The organism is Pseudomonas sp. P5_152, from assembly GCF_033989915.1.
Taxonomy (GTDB): Bacteria; Pseudomonadota; Gammaproteobacteria; order Pseudomonadales; family Pseudomonadaceae; genus Aquipseudomonas.
Genome location: NZ_JASFAH010000002.1, coordinates 3,580,519 through 3,596,859 on the forward strand (window position 1 = coordinate 3,580,519; position 16,341 = coordinate 3,596,859).

Below are 16,341 nucleotides of genomic sequence, written 5' to 3' on the forward strand. Positions count from 1 at the left end.
CCCATGAGTCGCAAGCAGCAACTGCTCAAGCGTCATCGACGCAACAAACGCATCGGCCTGTTGATCACTCTGGTGCTGTTGGTCGGCATCGGCGTGCTGCTGGCCTGGTGGGTGCCGCTGGTGCTGGCGGTGCTGGCCTGGGTCGCCCACGAGGCCTGGTTCGCCGACCATTTGTTCTATTCGCCCAAGGACGATTACGTCTACAGCTTCCCGCCGTACACCCCGCAGCCCAAGGTTCGCCTGGACGGGGACCGGCTGTTGCTGGATGAGGGCGTGATCCTGGCGGACGACACCACGCTGGTCTTGGCCGTGCAGGTCAAGAGCACCTGGCTGGGGCGCTTTTTCGACCCGGTGGTCGAGCTGGCTGGCGGTGATCAGCCGGATCGGCAAGTCTTCGAGCGCGGGGTCAGCGGCCTGCGTTACCTCAACCTCAGTGGCCAGGCGCAGGTTCTGTCTGCCGGTCAGTTGCGCTTGCGTGGGCATTTCTGCCGGCTGGCCGGGGAGCCGCTGCTGTGGTCGATCGAACAACCGGACTACCGCCAGCAGCGGGTCATGGTGATTGCGCCCCATGCCGATGATGCCGAACTCGCCGCATTCGGCCTGTACAGCCAGGCTGCCGAGACCTGGATCGTTACCCTGACGGCCGGTGAAATCGAAGCCGAACATTATCAGGCGATGGGCCTGGACAAGGTCCAGGCATCGCGGCTCAAGGGCCGTCTGCGCGCCTGGGACAGTATTACGGTGCCCCGTTGGGCCGGTGTGCCAGAGGCGCACTGCGTGCAGTTGGGGTATTTCTGCCTGCAGTTGCCTGCCATGCAGGCGGCACCGCAACAGCCGGTGGCTTCCCGCGAGGCCGAACTGGGCGATATCCGCGCCTTCCGCCGGTTCAACCCGTTTACCTTGCCGGGCGACCTCGACGGCCTGCCGACCTGGAACAATCTGCTGGCCGATCTGCGCGAAGTCCTGCTCAAGGCGCGCCCTGAGGTGATCGTGCTGCCCCACAGCTGGCTCGATCCCCACCCTGACCACATCTGTGCCCAGCAAGCGGTGCTGGAGGCGTTGCAGGGGCTTGAGTGGCAACCCTCGGTACTGCTCGGCTACGCTAATCACCTGCACGACAACGATCGCTGGCCCATGGGCGACTCCGGTGCCGGGATTGCCTTGCCGCCGGTGTTCGACGGGTCGCAGGTGCTGCAGCCGTATTGCCTGAGCCTGTCGCTCGAACAGCAGCGGGACAAGGCCATGGCGCTGGGCATGATGCATGACCTGCAGCCCCGCGCACCCTTCAAGCGGCGCTTGCGCCGTGGCTTGCAGCGCTGGCTGGCAGGGCGTCGGGGTTCGCCCTATGGCGAAAATGAGTTTTTCCGCAAGGCAGTGCGTCGCCACGAGCTGTTCTGGCGTTTGTAATTATGTATTGCGGGACATCTTTCTACTGAGATCGTGGGTTAATCTCTGCACTTTTTTTGGGCTGGCTTGCACTGCAAGGAAAACGATGAAGGTTCTATTTCTGGTGCAGAAAGAACAGCGGGCGATTCTCGACCGCTTGTATGAAGGCGTGGCCGATCATTGCGAATGCGACCTGCGGTGGCTCAGCAGTGACGAGCAGCGCAACCTGCGCCGCTACTTCCGTCGTGAAGTGGATGTGACGCGTTATGAGCGCATCGTGTTTTTCCTGCGGTTCAAGCAGGAAATCCGCCAGGCGAGTTTTATCCGCACCATCCCCAACCTGGTGATCCTCGAGCACGACGCCTACCAGAACTACATTCCTTGCAAATACACCGGCAAGTTCAGTGCGCACTACCGCCGCCTGCCGTGGGCACGGGTCATCAGTTCCGGCTTCGTGGTCGCCGAGCGCTTGCGCCAGGAGGGCTTCGACGCGGTGTTCGTGCCCAAGGGCTATGACCAGAGCCTGTTGCAGGATCAGGGCCGGGAGCGCGATATCGAGCTGGCCTTCGTCGGCAGTACCAACAGCGTTGCCTACAGTGGGCGCAAGGCATTGCTCGACGAGTTGGCCAGTGTCGAACCGCTGGTGGTGACTCGCACCAAGTCCGGTGACGAGTATCGCGATACGCTCAACCGGATCCGCTTTTTCGTCAGTGCCGATGTCGGCATGGGCGAGTTCATGATCAAGAATTTCGAAGCCATGGCCTGCGGCTGCGTGCTCCTGGCCTTCGACCAGGGCGAGGCCGAGAGCCGCGCGCTGGGCCTGCAGGACATGCACAACATCGTGTTCTATCGTGACATTGCACAGTTGCAGGAAAAGCTTGCGCTGCTGCGTGCCGATCCTGGGCTGGCAGCCAGCATTGCCCGCAATGGCCGGGACCTGGCCGTCAGCCAGTTCAGTTTTGCGCGGGTCGGCCAGCGGATCGTCGAAGAGCTCCAGCCCCCGCTAAGACCGCGCGCGGCCTTGAGCCTGGTCGAACGAATTCGCCTGAAGTTGGGTATTTGACCGGGTATTCCAAGCGTTTGAGAGCATTTGAAACTATAACTGGCAATGACCAGGCACTGTTGGGGTCCAACAGTGCCTCAAGCCGATGTGGAAAAGGGTGCCCCGCTCGATGAGTATCCTCAATGTCATGTGGTCCGGTGGCTCAGCTTTTGCCTCCATCCACAAGGTTCATCGGCAGATTCTGAGCCAGGTGGATCCGACCATCACGGTCAATACCTGGCTGCTGTGCGGCGATAAGCAAGGCTGTGCCGCCGATATCGGGCAAACCCGGGAATGGCACTTGTCCTCCAGCCGGCTCAAGGGCAAACACGTCTGGAAACTGCTGCAGAGCAGGATGCGCGCGCACTTCCACCGCGCCCTCAAGGACACGGATACACAAGTGGTGTTGCTCGATGGCTTGGGCACTGCTCGCGCCTTGTTGCCGGTCCTGGAAAAACTGTCGTCGCTGCGTGCGGTGGTGCTGTTTCACGGGGAAACCCGGATCAGGGCCGCCGATCGTCAGTTGTTGGCGGGGTTCGATTCCTCCCGGTTGACCCTGGCGGCGGTTTCCCAAACCCTCGCTGAGTCATTGGCCAGCGCTCTGCATTTGCCGGTCGTCACGTTGCGCAGTGCGCTTGACCCCGCCGACTTTCGCTCCCGCCTGCTGTCTCGCGAACAGGCCCGAACCCGTCTGCACCTGCCCACCGATGACACTCCGGTGGTGGGCGCAGTGGGGCGTCTGGTGGGTAACAAGGGGTTTGCCTGCTTGATTGAGGCGTTTGCCATGGCGCTGATCGAGCGTCCGCGCCTGCACCTGGTGATTGTCGGTGAAGGTCATGCACGCGCCGCCCTGCAGGAGCGGATCAACCAGCTCGGCCTGCAGGGGAGTGTCTCGCTGCCTGGGCACCTGGACGATGTGGCAAGGCTGTATCGAGCATTCGACTGGGTGGCGATCCCGTCGCTGGAAGAAGGCCTGGGCCTGATTCTGCAGGAGGCAGTACTGGCCGGTGTGCCGGTGTTGAGCAGCGAGCTTGCGGTGTTCCGCGAGCAGTTGGCAGAGGCGGGGTGGTACGCCGCGACAGAAGACACTCAAGCCTGGAGCGAGGCGCTGATCAAGACGTTCAGCGTCGCTCCCGAGCAGATTGCCCAGGCTCAATCGGCGGTACTGTGCCCGGACCGCGGGTGGCTGGAATTCAGCCAGGCAGCCCGGACCCTGTTGTCATGCCGGCAGTAGGGATTGCTCGAGAGTGTGCATTGGAAAGCTCTCGTTCAGCTTCTCGCGCTCAATATAGCGCGCGAAGTGTTGCAGGTTGCGCTTGACTAGATGCGGTGGCAGCGGCCCGCGGGTGAAGCGCATGTCGGCGACATCAATCAGGCCATACTGATTGTCGGGCGTCACCACGATGTTGCCCAGGTGCAGCGAGCGGAAGTACACCCCGGCGCTGTGCAGCTGGCGAATGAACAGGGTCAATGCGGGCAAGGCCTGTTGCCAGTCGAAACCTGCCTTGGCTGCAATCTGGCGCAAGGTTTCGCCAGGCAAGGGGCGGTAGAGGACTGCCGTCATGCCGGGCGTTTCCAGTTGATGGAATTTCAGCGTCTGCAGGGTCGGGATGCCGAGTTTTTCGAGCTGGGCGGCGTTCTCGATAAAGCGTTTCGAGTACGGGCGAAACAGGGCCGACGAGAGCAGTCGCTTGCGCCGGAACAGCTTGAGAATGTTGCCGTCCGGCAAAAGGAATACTTTCGGGCCGAAGCTGTCGGCTTCTAGTACTCTGGCGCCTTCAACCATTTGAGTTAAAGCGGCGTGTGGAAGCCGGAAGCATTGCATGTAGGAAGCCTTGTAGAAAAATGGGGCGTATGTGCGATCAATGATGCCGAAAAGTTGTTGTTTTAACCATGCCGTGTTGGCACTTGGATTTTTCAGCGGGAGCGGGTAGATGCAGGAAACGCGTTGGGCGCAGGTTTGGATGGCGACAGGTCTTCTATGGTTTTTGCTCGCTATCGCGTTCGCTCCAACCAACAAGATTTACCAGCAAGGGTTGGTCGCGTTTCTCTGGTTGCCGACCCTGTTTCTGGCCTGGTCGGCACGGGCTCGACTGGCTGAGTTGTGGCAAGCGCAGCGGGTGCTGTGCCTGGCGGTCCTGGCGCTGGGAGCCTGGGCGTTGCTGACCCTGCTCTGGACCCAGGATCCCGAACCTTCGCGCGGTGCCAAGCGCGCGCTGTACGTCATCGTCTTCCTGCTGTTTTTCCCGGTACTTGCCAATACCCGCCCCGAGCGGGTGATTCGCATCATGCAGTGGGGCGGCCTGGGGCTGGCCTTGACGGCGGTGCTGGCGGCCATCAAGTTCTACCTGGTCGACGATAACCTGTGGACCGCGCGCCTGGTTGGCCTGGGCCAGTTGGCTCATCCGATCCTGGGGGGTTATGTGCTGGGCCTGGCAGCTGTCTGGCTGGCGCACTGGATCCCGCAGGAGCGCTGGAAACAGGCGGTCTGGGTGGTGGCGCTGGCATTCCTGTGCGGGTTTGTCGTGCTGTCCCAGAGCCGGGGGGCGGCATTGGCGCTGTTGCTGACGTTCGTCAGCATGCCGATCTGGAGCCGCGACCGCCACAGCCGTCTGATCGCCGTCGGCGCACTGACGATGGCGATGTTCGCATTCTGGCTGCTGGAGCCTTTGGTGATGGCCAGGGGCGCCTCATTCCGCCCGCAAATCCTGATGGCCAGCCTGGACATGATTGCCCAGCACCCGTGGCGTGGCCTGGGCCTGGGTTCGGCCTACTCGGTGTTTACCGAAGGCCATGAGTTCGATCACGCCCACAACCTGTTTACCCATATCACCATCGAATTGGGGCTGCCCGGGCTGCTGCTCTGGTGCGTGGTCTGGTTTGCCGTGCTGCGCGAGGCGTGGCGGGCACGTGATACGGTGTACGGCCGTGGCATCATCGGGATCTGGATGTTCTCGTTCCTGGCCATGCAATTCGATGCGGCGAGCATCAGTGGCACCCCGCGTGCCGAGTGGTTCATCAGTTGGTTGCCGGTGGGCCTGGCCAGCGTTTTGGTATGGACACAGGCCAAGTTCCAAGCCTGTGATAAAATTCCGCGTTCTACCTAAGAAGTGAGCTCTACGATGAGTGCAGCACCGCCCAATGCGGAACAGGATTCAAGCCTGAAAATCTATTTTCGACTGCTGGGGTATGTAAAACCCTACGTAGGCATTTTCCTGTTGAGTATCCTGGGCTTTGTGATATTTGCCTCCACTCAACCGATGCTGGCCGGGATTCTCAAGTACTTCGTCGATGGCTTGAGCAACCCCGAAGCCGTGCTCTTCCCCAATGTGCCGTTCCTTCAGGACCTGCAGTTGCTGGTGGCCGTGCCCCTGCTGATCATTCTGATCGCGGCGTGGCAGGGACTGGGTTCGTTCCTGAGTAACTACTACCTGGCCAAGGTTTCCCTGGGGTTGGTGCATGACCTGCGGGTGGAGCTGTTCAACAAGCTGCTGGTATTGCCTAACCGCTATTTTGATACCCATAACTCCGGGCATCTGATTTCCCGCATTACCTTCAACGTGACCATGGTCACCGGGGCGGCGACCGACGCCATCAAGGTGGTGATTCGTGAAGGCCTGACAGTGATTTTCCTGTTTGCCTACCTGTTGTGGATGAACTGGAAACTGACCCTGGTGATGCTGGCGATCCTGCCGATCATTTCCTTCATGGTCGGCAACACCAGCAAGAAATTCCGCAAGCAGAGCAAAAAAATCCAGGTGGCCATGGGGGACGTGACCCATGTCGCTTCCGAAACCATTCAAGGCTATCGCGTGGTCCGCAGCTTCGGTGGCGAAAGCTACGAAGAGCAGCGTTTTGCCCGGGCCAGCCAAAGCAATACTGACAAGCAGCTGCGCATGACCCGCACCAGCGCCATCTACACCCCGGCGCTGCAGTTGGTGATCTATACCGCCATGGCCTCGCTGATGTTCCTGGTGCTGTTCCTGCGCGGTGATGCCACCGCCGGTGATCTGGTGGCCTACATCACCGCTGCCGGTTTGTTGCCCAAGCCAATCCGCCAGCTGTCTGAAGTCAGCTCGACCATCCAGAAGGGTGTCGCCGGTGCTGAAAGCATCTTCGAGCAACTGGACGTCGAGCCGGAAGTCGACAGCGGCACAGTCGAGCGCGAGCGCATCAGCGGTCGCCTGGATGTGCACAACCTGAGCTTCACCTACCCGGGTACCGATCGGGAAGTATTGAAAAACATCAGCTTCAGCGCAGCCCCCGGGCAGATGATCGCGCTGGTGGGGCGTTCGGGCAGCGGCAAATCGACACTGGCTAGCCTGATTCCACGTTTCTACCATCACGAAAGCGGCAAGATCCTGCTCGATGAGGTCGAGATCGAAGACTATCGCCTGCGTAACCTGCGCAAGCACGTGTCCCAGGTCACTCAGCATGTGACCTTGTTCAACGATACGGTCGCCAACAACATTGCCTATGGCGACCTGGCCGGCGCGCCTCGCGAGGACATCGAGAAGGCCGCTGAAGACGCCTATGCCATGGACTTCATTTCCCAGTTGCCGCAGGGCCTGGACACTGAGGTCGGGGAAAACGGCGTGCTGCTGTCAGGTGGTCAGCGCCAGCGCCTGGCCATTGCCCGCGCCCTGTTGAAGAACGCGCCATTGCTGATCCTCGATGAGGCGACTTCCGCCCTCGATACCGAGTCCGAGCGCCATATTCAGGCAGCCCTGGATAAAGTCATGAAGGGCCGCACCACTCTGGTGATTGCCCACCGGTTGTCGACCATCGAGAAAGCCGACCTGATCCTGGTCATGGATCACGGCGAAATCGTTGAACGCGGTACCCACACCCAGTTGCTGGCCCAGGGCGGGTACTATTCGCGCCTGCACGCCATGGGTCTGGATGAGCCGACTCCGGCCGGTATTGCCTGATAACGACAGAGGGGTGAGCCTGGCTCACCCCTCTATTTGTCTGAATTGTTTAAAAAATAAACAATTTCACAGTCTGCATCACAGCCGATGAAGCTCTCGAACTAGCCAGCGTTCACCCTGTGCTAATATCGCGCCCCTGTTCATTTTGTATGTGGGTTGCACCATGAAGTTGTCCATGCCGCGATTCGATCAAGCCCCTGTCTTGGTGGTCGGCGATGTCATGCTCGACCGTTATTGGCATGGTGGTACCTCACGGATTTCTCCTGAGGCACCGGTGCCGGTGGTCAAGGTCGAGCAAATCGAAGACCGCCCGGGCGGTGCCGCTAACGTTGCGTTGAACATTGCTGCGCTCGGCGCGCCAGCGTCCCTGGTCGGCGTGACCGGTGACGACGAAGCTGCCGACAGCCTGACCAACAGCCTCAAGGGCGCTGGCGTGCGGGCGTTGTTCCAGCGCATCGCCCACCAGCCGACCATCGTCAAGCTGCGGGTCATGAGTCGTCACCAGCAACTGCTGCGTATCGATTTCGAGGAACCCTTCGCCACCGACGCCCTGGCGCTCGGCGCCGAGGTCGATAATCTGCTCGAAGGCATCAAGGTGCTGGTGCTGTCCGACTACGGCAAGGGCGCCTTGAAGAACCATCAGGTGCTGATCCAGGCGGCTCGTGCCCGTGGCATTCCGGTGCTGGCCGACCCCAAGGGCAAGGACTTCTCGATCTATCGCGGCGCCAGCCTGATCACCCCTAACCTCAGCGAGTTCGAAACCATCGTCGGCGGTTGCGTCGATGAGCACGACCTGGTGAGCAAGGGTGCCAAGCTGATGCACGACCTGGATCTCGGCGCGTTGCTGGTGACCCGTGGCGAGCACGGCATGACCTTGTTGCGTCCCGATCATCCGGCGCTGCACCTACCGGCGCGTGCCCGCGAGGTATTCGACGTGACGGGTGCCGGCGATACGGTGATTTCGACCCTGGCGGCGGCGATCGCGGCTGGCGAAGAACTACCCCACGCAGTGGCACTGGCCAATCTGGCGGCGGGCATTGTGGTCGGCAAGCTGGGTACGGCGGCCATCAGTGCTCCGGAATTGCGTCGGGCGATTCAGCGTGAAGAAGGCTCGGAGCGCGGCGTACTGGGGCTCGAGCAACTGTTGCTGGCCGTCGACGATGCGCGTGCGCACAACGAGTCGATCGTCTTTACCAACGGTTGCTTCGATATTCTCCATGCCGGTCACGTGACCTACCTGGAGCAGGCGCGGGCCCAGGGCGATCGCTTGATCGTCGCGGTCAACGACGACGCTTCGGTGAGCCGCTTGAAAGGCCCTGGCCGACCGATCAACAGCGTTGATCGGCGGATGGCCGTACTGGCGGGCCTGGGCGCAGTGGACTGGGTGATCAGCTTCCCTGAAGGCACCCCGGAAAACCTGCTGACCCAAGTCAAGCCGGACGTGCTGGTCAAGGGTGGCGACTACGGGATCGACCAGGTGGTCGGTGCCGATATCGTCAGCGCCTATGGCGGCACGGTGAAGGTGTTGGGGCTGGTGGAAAACAGCTCGACGACCGCGATCGTCGAGAAGATCCGCAAGACCGAGTAAGGCTGAGCCGGTGCGAGGGCTTGCTCCCTCGCCACCGCCCGCGTTTAGCGGGTCGCCTTGCGCGGCACGATTTTCTTCAGCAGTTGCCTGGCCTTGCCGGTCAGGCGGCTCAAGCCTGACGGCTTGCCTGGCTGGCTCAAGCCTTGTTGCTTGAGCCAGTCCTTCCATTTGATTCGTTCATCGCGTACCAGCCAGCCTTCCTGCCGGGCAAAACTCTCGGCCAGGTACAGACCGCGCGTGCTCGCCGGGTACAACTGATCCTTTTTCAGGGTGTAGAGCTCGGGCAGCGGCTGACCGTCCTTGAGGGGCATCAGGTACAGGTCCGGGCGCTTGCGATCCAGGCGGGCGACCAGTTGATCGCCTTCCAGGCGCTCGTCGACATGGAACAGGCTCAGGGATTTGGCTTCCTTGGGCACATCCAGGCGCAAATCGTAAATCAGTTGCAGCGACGCCGTGGGCAGGTGCACGTAGGCCCGTGGGCGCTCGATCAATTGCAGGTTGGCGCAGCGCACCGGGCGTGCCGCGCCCGACTCCGGGGTCAGGCGAAACGGCATGGCTTCGCGGTAATGCAGGGCGGTGGCATAGGGCGCTGGCAGCCAGGTGTCGTTGAACCGACCGCCGAGCCAGCCTTCCGGGGTTTCCAGCAGGCATTCTTCGGCGATCTCCTGAATCGCCGTGTGCAGCGGCAGATTCAGCTCGTGGGCCGGAACGTAACCGGAAATCAGCTTGAGTACCACATCGCCACGGTCCTGGCGGCGTTGGCGCACCAACACCCAATAGTCGCGATTCTGCCAATGCAGGGTCAGGCGCACTGACACGCCGAGGTTGGCCAGTTCCAGGGCAAAGTGTTCGGCATTGGCCACCGTGACCGGGCGTCGACGTTGCAGGGTCTGGGAGAAGTTGAGCGGCATCCCGACGCTCTGGTAGCTCAGGCCTTCGGGAGTCGCTTCGACGTATAACGGCAGGGTCTTGAAGTTGCTGGGGTTCTTTCTTATGAGCGTGCGCGGCATGTCGGCTCCTTCTTGCGTCGGGGTCGGCCGCCTCGGCGGCGGTTCAACGACTGGCTAGGACTTGAGCAACGGTCGCCACATTGTGGGCGAGGTGCAGCGGATTGATGGTCCCGACAATAGCACTGGCAACCCCGGGTTGGGCAAACAACAACTCGAAGCTGGCACGTACCGGGTCCACCCCCGGACTCAGGCACACGTGACCGCTGGCCAGGGCTTTTTTGACCAGGATCGCTTTGCCGTGTGCAGCAGCGTAGTCGATCACCGGCCGCTCGGCCTGTTCGTTGAGATTGTACGTGACCATGGCGCAATCGCCCTGTTCCAGAGCCTTCAGGCCGCCTTCGACGGTTTTTCCGGAGAAGCCGAAACCGCGAATCTTGCCCTCGGCCTTGAGCGCGGCGAGGGTCTGGTAGACCTCACTGTCGTTGAGGATCGCCAGGTCGTTGCCGTCCGAGTGCACCAGCACCAGGTCAATAAAATCCGTTTCCAGACGTTGCAGGCTGCGCTCGATCGAGAAACGGGTATGGGCGGCACTGAAATCGTGGTGCGACTGGCCGTCGGCGAACTCTTCACCGACCTTGCTGACAATCACCCAGTCTTCGCGCTGGCCACGCAGCAGCGGGCCGAGGCGTTCTTCGCTGCGGCCATAGGCGGGGGCGGTGTCGATCAGGTTGATGCCCAGGTCGCGAGTCAGCTTGAGCAGCATGCGCGCTTCGTCGTCGTCCGGGATCTGGAAACCGTTGGGGTACTTCACCCCTTGATCGCGACCCAGCTTGACGGTGCCCAGGCCCAGTGGCGAAACCTGCAGGCCGGTGCTGCCCAGCGGGCGGTGCAAATCGTGCAGAGTGGCCTGGCTCATGGCAGCAGTTGCTCCCAGGCCGGTACCGCCATGGGTGGTTTCGGCAGGTCGGGCAAGGGCGCCGGGTGGCTCGGCTGGATACCGTCGCGCTGCAGGGCGGCAATCACCCGGTCAGCAAAGTCCGGGGCCAATGCCAGCTTGGTTGGCCAGCCCACCAGCAGGCGGTCCTGCTCGGCGAGGAAGGCGTTGTCGGGACGGCTCAGGCCCGACTGCTGCGGTTCGGCGCGATCGACGCGCAAGGTTGCCCACTGCGCCTGGCTGAGGTCGATCCAGGGCAGCAGTTGCCCGAGTTCTTTTTGCGCGGCGGCGATTTGCGCAGCGGGTTCGCGTGCTACACCTTCGGCTTCCGCAATATCACCGCCCAGGTACCAGACCCATTGGCCATCGGCCGCCGGATGGGTGGTGACGGTGATGCGCGGTTTTGGCCCGCCGCCCAGGCAATGGGCGTACAGCGGCTTGAGGCTCGGGCCCTTGACCAGGATCATGTGCAGCGGCCGGCATTGCATGGCCGGCTGGCTGAGGCCCAGGGCGGCGAGCAGGTCGGCATTGCCGGCGCCGGCGCTGAGGACGATGCGTTGCGCGCGGATCTCCCGCTCGTCGACCCGCAGGCCGACCAACTGACCGTCTTCCAGCAACGGTTCGATCTGCTGTGCAGCCAGCAGGCCATCACCGGCCAGTTGCGCCAGGCGGCTGATCAGGCTGGGGACATCGACAACCAACTCGGCCAGGCGATAGACCTTGCCCTTGAAGCGTTTGTCTTGCAGGGCTGGCGGCAATTGCTCGCCCTTGACCTGGTCGACCCGTCCACGCACGGCCTTGCTGGCGAAGAAACTCGTGAGGTTGCCGGCCAGGGTGCCGGGGGACCACAGGTAATGGGCTTCGGAGAGCAGGCGCACGCCGGACAGGTCCAGCTCGCCGTCACCGGCCAGGGCCTCGCGCCAGCGCCGCGGCATGTCGGCGATGGCTTCCGAGGCGCCTGTCAGGGCGCCATGCAGCGCGTACTTGGCGCCGCCATGGATGATTCCCTGGGATTTGACGCTCTGCCCACCGCCGAGGCTGGCGCTTTCCACCAGCACGGTGGCAAACCCCTGGCGGCGCAGGCGTGCATTCAGCCAGAGCCCGGCAACCCCAGCGCCGACAATCAGTACGTCGGTGGAAATAACGGATGGCATGCGGCGACCTCAGTGTTCAAGACTAGGGGCGCAGTATACAGATTCATGCCGAGCGCTATGTAGCGGCTGCCGTGGGTCAGTGCCCGGCGGTTTTCGAGAACAGCTGGATCACCACCACCCCGAGCACGATCAGCGCCATGCCCAGCATGGCCGGAACATCGAGCTTCTGCCCGTAGATGAACAGCGCGGCGACGCTGACCATCACGATGCCCATGCCGGCCCACACTGCATACGCCACGCCGACGGGAACGCTGCGCACCACCAGGGTCAACATCCAGAAGGCGATGCCATAGCCGACGATCACCAGCACCAGTGGCAGGGGCGTGCTGAAGCCTTTGACCGCTTTCATCGAAACAGTGGCAATCACTTCGGCACAGATGGCGATGGCCAGGTAGTAGTAAGCGGTCATGGGTCAATCCTCGTATGAAGTGTTGCTTTCTGAGGTCGGCATTCTAGTGATTCCTTAGATGCGGTAAAGTCATTACCTATCTGATTTGAAGATGGGTTACAGCATGAGTATTCAGTGGAACCTGGAGCAGATGCAGTTGTTCGTCAGCGTCGCCGAGCAGCGCTCGTTTTCTGCCGTGGCCCGCGACCAGCGCAAGGCGCAGTCGGCTGTCAGCAGTTCGATTGCACTGCTGGAGGCGGACCTGGGTGTCAGCCTGTTCGAGCGTAGCAGCGGCCGCCAGCCACGGCTGACCGAGGCCGGCAGCGCCTTGCTGGAAGAGGCGCGGGAAGTGTTGCGCCAGTGCGAGCGCCTCAACGGCCGGGCGCAGGCCTTGATGCGTGGCCAGGAGGCGCGCCTGCGCCTGGCCCAGGACGAGGCGATGCCCTATCAGCCGGTGCTCGACAGCCTGGAGGCGCTGGCTGAGCAATTCCCCAGCCTGGAGGTGCAACTGGCCAGTGCCGCCCAGGGCGATGTCGCGCGCAAGCTGGTCCAGCGTCAGGCCGACCTGGGCCTGCTGTTTTATCACGAGCAGATCCCTGAAGCGCTGGAGCGGCGGGTGTTGGGCAGTGTCGAGATGGTCACCGTGTGTGGCGTGGGGCATCCGCTGGCGGCGGGCGGCCAGGTCAATTGCCAGCAAATGGCCCAGCATCGGCAACTGTTGATGGCCACCCATTCGAGTGTCTACCCCGGCAGTGAACAGGCCAGTCCTCAGGTCTGGCGCGCCGACAGTTTCTACGTGCTGGCGGAATGGCTGATGCGTGGCCTGGGCTGGGGTTGGTTGCCCCGGCACGTGGTGCAGTACCCCGCCTATCAGGGGCAGATGGTCGAACTGCTCAGCGAGTGGACGCCGCCGGCGCTGGTGGTGGAGCTGGTCTGGCGCCGCGATGAGACGCTGGGGCCGGCGGCGCGGTGGCTGGCCGAACGTTTTGCCGTGCAGTTGCAGGCGATTGGCTGAAAAAGTCGATAAACTCCGGCCCCATGAACAGAACCCTCTATACCGCATTGTTTTACCTGGGGCTGCCATTGGTGGCGATTCGACTGTGGCTGCGCTCGCGCAAGGCGCCGGCCTACGCCAAGCGTATCGGCGAGCGATTTTCCATCGGCCTGCCACCGATGGCGCCCGGCGGGATCTGGGTGCACGCGGTGTCGGTGGGCGAGAGCATCGCCGCGGCGCCGATGATTCGTGCGCTGCTGGAGCGTTATCCACAGCTGCCGATTACCGTCACCTGCATGACGCCGACCGGCTCGGAGCGAATCCAGGCGTTGTTCGCCAATCAACCGCGGATCCAGCACTGCTACCTGCCGTACGACTTGCCTTGTGCCGCCGCGCGTTTTCTCGACCGGGTCCAGCCCAAGCTGGCGGTGATCATGGAAACCGAGTTGTGGCCCAACCATATTCACCAATGCGCCAAGCGCGCGATTCCCGTGGCGCTGGCCAACGCCCGGCTCTCCGAACGCTCGGCCAAGGGCTACGGGCGTTTTCGCCAACTGACGCAGCCGATGCTCGCTGAAATGAGCCTGTTCGCCGTGCAGACCAAAGCCGAAGCCGAACGCTTCCGGGCGCTAGGGGCGCGGGCGGAAACGGTCGAGGTAACGGGTTCGATCAAGTTCGACCTGAGCATCGACCCGACCTTGCTGCAACGCGCCAGCGATCTGCGTGAGCAATGGCAGGCGAGCCAGCGACCGGTGTGGATCGCCGCGAGCACCCATGAGGGTGAGGACGAGGTAGTGCTGGCGGCTCATCGGCAGTTGCTCGCCAGCCACCCGGACGCGTTGCTGATTCTGGTGCCGCGTCACCCGGAACGCTTCAACTCGGTGTTCGAGCTGTGCCAGCAGCAGGGTTTCAACACGGTCCGGCGCTCCAGCGGCGCGGCGGTCGACGCCGATACCGCGGTGCTGCTCGGCGACACCATGGGCGAACTGTTGTTTCTCTATGCCCTGGCGGACAGTGCGTTTGTCGGCGGCAGCCTGGTGCCGAACGGCGGGCATAACCTGCTGGAGCCGGCGGCATTGGCCAAGCCGGTACTCAGTGGCCCGCACCTGTTCAACTTCCTCGAGATCGCGGCGTTGATGCGCAATGCCAAGGCCCTGCAAGAGGTGGAGGACGCCCACGGGCTGGCGGTGGCGGTGCAGCGCCTGTTCGAACTGCCGCGCGATGCGCAGCAAATGGCCGAAGCGGGATTGACCGTGATGCGCGCCAACCAGGGCGCGTTGCAGCGGTTGCTGGATGGGTTGGGGCGGTTGCTCAAGGGTTGATCAATTCACACAACCTGTGGGAGCGAGCCTGCTCGCGATGGCAGCTGCACATTGAAGACCAGTGTTGACTGATCTACCGCTATCGCGAGCAAGCTCGCTCCTACAAGGGTTTGAGTGTCAGCTCAAGGTCGGGCTTTCAACTGCTCGGCCGCAGCCTTGGCCAGGTCCGGTGGCAGGAAGTCCTTGTCCGGGTTGTAGTCGGCCTTGAGGTAGCGCTTGAGGTCTTGCAGGTCGCCCGGGCTCAGGGTGCCGGCCGCCTGTTTCAGGCGCAGGTTGTCGAGGATGTAGTCGTAGCGGCTGTTGTTGTAGTTGCGCACCGAGGTGTACAGCTGGCGCTGGGCATCGAGCACGTCGACGATATTGCGGGTCCCCACCTGATAACCGATTTCAGTGGCCTCCACCGCGCTCTGGTTGGAGATGATCGACTGGCGGCGCGCTTGCACCTGCTCGACATCGCTGTTCACCGCGCGGTGCAGGTTGCGGGTGTTCTCCACCACCTGGCGGCGCAGCGATTCACGTTGTTGCTCGCTCTGGTCCAGGCGTGCATACGACTCGCGGACCTGGGAGTTGATCAGGCCACCGCTGTAGATCGGAATATTCAGCTGCAGGCCGACGGTGGTCTGGGTCACGTCACCACTGTAGGGCTGGCCAAAGGCACTAGGGTTGCTGAAGCCGAAGGCGTCGTTGTCACCCTTCTTGTACTGCGCCACGGCATCGACGGTCGGGGCGTGCCCGGCCTTGCGTTGCTTGAGAGTCTCTTCGGCCGCGCTGACCGCGTAGTTGCTGGCCAGCAGGTTGAGGTTCTGCTGGGCTGCGGTGTCGACCCAGGCCTTGGCGTCGTTGGGCGCCGGCGGCAGGATCGGCAAGGTATGGACGATGCCCTGGATTGAGTTGTACTGCCGGTTGGTCAGGGTGATCAGGGCCTCGAACGCGTCATCCACCTGTTGCTGGGCGAGGATCCGGTTGGCGCGGGCAGTGTCATAGCTGGCTTGCGACTGCAGCACGTCGGTCTTGTCCGAGAGGCCGACGTCGAAGCGCTCGTTGGACTGGTCCAGCTGGCGCTTGAAGGCGGCTTCTTCGGCTTTGGTCGAGGCCAGGTTGTCCTGGGTGCGCAGCACGTTGAAGTAGGTCTGGGCGGTCTGCAGGATCAGGTCCTGCTCGGTGGCCGAGAGCTGCAACGCGGCTTGTTCGTTGACATCCTTGGCGGCCTGGAACTGGAACCAGCGGTCGGCGCGGAACAGCGGCTGGGCCAGGGTTGCCTGGTAGAAATGCGCGTTGCGGTTGGCAATGGCCGCCGGGGAGTCGATGTCGGTACGCACGTTGGCGATTTCCGCACCACCGGAGAGGTTCGGCAGCAGGCCGGCGCGCGACTGGGGCACGACTTCCTTTTGCGCGCCATATTGGGCACGGGCCGCCGCGAGGTCGGCGTTGTTGTCGACTGCCTCCTGGTAGACGCTGACCAGGTCGGTCTTGGTCGACAGGGGCGTGTCTGCTGCCCAGGCCATTCCATTGGACGCACAAGACACGGCGAGAGCCAGTGAGAGTTTGCGCAGCATGAGGCGATCCCTAGAATTGAAAATGCGACAAGAAATAGAGCGCCAAGCTACGGCGCGGGCCCGTCAGCGTCAAGGCGTGGCATGGCGTAGCGAGTG

General features: G+C 62.6%; 14 protein-coding genes. 8 read left to right on the forward strand and 6 right to left on the reverse strand.

The annotated features are described in order from the left end of the window. The first annotated feature begins 3 nt into the window (after positions 1 to 3). From QMK50_RS16190 to QMK50_RS16200, 3 genes are all read left to right on the forward strand, one after another. On the forward strand, positions 4 to 1,407 hold the full coding sequence (locus QMK50_RS16190) for a PIG-L deacetylase family protein (protein ID WP_320333490.1): 1,404 nt from the start codon (positions 4 to 6) through the stop codon (positions 1,405 to 1,407). Between the two features lie 85 nt (positions 1,408 to 1,492). Beyond that, complete coding sequence (locus QMK50_RS16195) at positions 1,493 to 2,449, forward strand: glycosyltransferase (RefSeq protein WP_320333491.1); 957 nt, start codon at positions 1,493 to 1,495, stop codon at positions 2,447 to 2,449. Between the two features lie 109 nt (positions 2,450 to 2,558). Continuing rightward, positions 2,559 to 3,662: a glycosyltransferase gene (locus QMK50_RS16200; RefSeq protein WP_320333492.1), complete on the forward strand. Its 1,104-nt coding sequence runs from the start codon at positions 2,559 to 2,561 to the stop codon at positions 3,660 to 3,662. On the opposite strand, the gene QMK50_RS16205 is transcribed toward QMK50_RS16200, so the two are convergent. After that, positions 3,648 to 4,253 carry a toluene tolerance protein gene (locus tag QMK50_RS16205; RefSeq protein WP_095169626.1) on the reverse strand — a complete coding sequence of 202 codons (606 nt, stop codon included), beginning with the start codon at positions 4,251 to 4,253 and terminating at the stop codon, positions 3,648 to 3,650. The genes QMK50_RS16200 and QMK50_RS16205 overlap by 15 nt on opposite strands. A 109-nt stretch (positions 4,254 to 4,362) precedes the next feature. Here QMK50_RS16205 and QMK50_RS16210 point away from each other — a divergent pair, with 109 nt between their 5' ends. The 3 genes from QMK50_RS16210 (at position 4,363) to hldE (ending at position 8,947) form a co-directional block, all read left to right on the forward strand. Beyond that, the gene (locus QMK50_RS16210; RefSeq protein ID WP_159993378.1) at positions 4,363 to 5,535 is read left to right on the forward strand and encodes an O-antigen ligase family protein; all 1,173 of its coding nucleotides are present in this window, start codon (positions 4,363 to 4,365) and stop codon (positions 5,533 to 5,535) included. A 15-nt stretch (positions 5,536 to 5,550) separates the two neighbouring features. Beyond that, positions 5,551 to 7,359, forward strand: a complete 1,809-nt coding sequence (gene msbA, locus QMK50_RS16215; protein WP_095169624.1) for a lipid A export permease/ATP-binding protein MsbA — start codon at positions 5,551 to 5,553, stop codon at positions 7,357 to 7,359. A gap of 163 nt (positions 7,360 to 7,522) precedes the next feature. Further along, positions 7,523 to 8,947, forward strand: a complete 1,425-nt coding sequence (gene hldE / locus QMK50_RS16220) for a bifunctional D-glycero-beta-D-manno-heptose-7-phosphate kinase/D-glycero-beta-D-manno-heptose 1-phosphate adenylyltransferase HldE (protein ID WP_095169623.1) — start codon at positions 7,523 to 7,525, stop codon at positions 8,945 to 8,947. Positions 8,948 to 8,991: 44 nt separating this feature from the next. Here the strand turns inward: hldE and QMK50_RS16225 are convergent, their stop codons facing one another. The 4 genes from QMK50_RS16225 to QMK50_RS16240 form a co-directional block, all read right to left on the reverse strand. Then, on the reverse strand, positions 8,992 to 9,957 hold the full coding sequence (locus QMK50_RS16225) for a metal ABC transporter ATPase (protein WP_095169622.1): 966 nt from the start codon (positions 9,955 to 9,957) through the stop codon (positions 8,992 to 8,994). A gap of 43 nt (positions 9,958 to 10,000) precedes the next feature. Next, a complete protein-coding gene (locus QMK50_RS16230) occupies positions 10,001 to 10,813 on the reverse strand; it encodes an aldo/keto reductase (RefSeq protein ID WP_320333493.1) in 813 nt (270 codons plus the stop codon). Then, positions 10,810 to 11,985 (reverse strand): NAD(P)/FAD-dependent oxidoreductase, encoded by a 1,176-nt coding sequence (locus QMK50_RS16235; protein WP_320333494.1) that lies wholly within the window; start codon positions 11,983 to 11,985, stop codon positions 10,810 to 10,812. The genes QMK50_RS16230 and QMK50_RS16235 overlap by 4 nt, the downstream gene beginning before the upstream one ends. 76 nt (positions 11,986 to 12,061) lie before the next feature. Further along, positions 12,062 to 12,394 carry a DMT family transporter gene (locus QMK50_RS16240; RefSeq protein WP_015093202.1) on the reverse strand — a complete coding sequence of 111 codons (333 nt, stop codon included), beginning with the start codon at positions 12,392 to 12,394 and terminating at the stop codon, positions 12,062 to 12,064. A 103-nt stretch (positions 12,395 to 12,497) separates the two neighbouring features. Here QMK50_RS16240 and QMK50_RS16245 point away from each other — a divergent pair, with 103 nt between their 5' ends. Both QMK50_RS16245 and waaA read left to right on the forward strand, forming a co-directional pair. Next, positions 12,498 to 13,388 carry a LysR family transcriptional regulator gene (locus QMK50_RS16245; protein ID WP_095169633.1) on the forward strand — a complete coding sequence of 297 codons (891 nt, stop codon included), beginning with the start codon at positions 12,498 to 12,500 and terminating at the stop codon, positions 13,386 to 13,388. 23 nt (positions 13,389 to 13,411) lie between these two features. Further along, entirely contained in the window at positions 13,412 to 14,689 is a 1,278-nt protein-coding gene (waaA, locus tag QMK50_RS16250) for a lipid IV(A) 3-deoxy-D-manno-octulosonic acid transferase (RefSeq protein ID WP_320333495.1), read from the forward strand. A gap of 122 nt (positions 14,690 to 14,811) precedes the next feature. Here the strand turns inward: waaA and QMK50_RS16255 are convergent, their stop codons facing one another. Continuing rightward, on the reverse strand, positions 14,812 to 16,245 hold the full coding sequence (locus QMK50_RS16255) for a TolC family outer membrane protein (RefSeq protein WP_320333496.1): 1,434 nt from the start codon (positions 16,243 to 16,245) through the stop codon (positions 14,812 to 14,814). Positions 16,246 to 16,341: the final 96 nt, after the last annotated feature.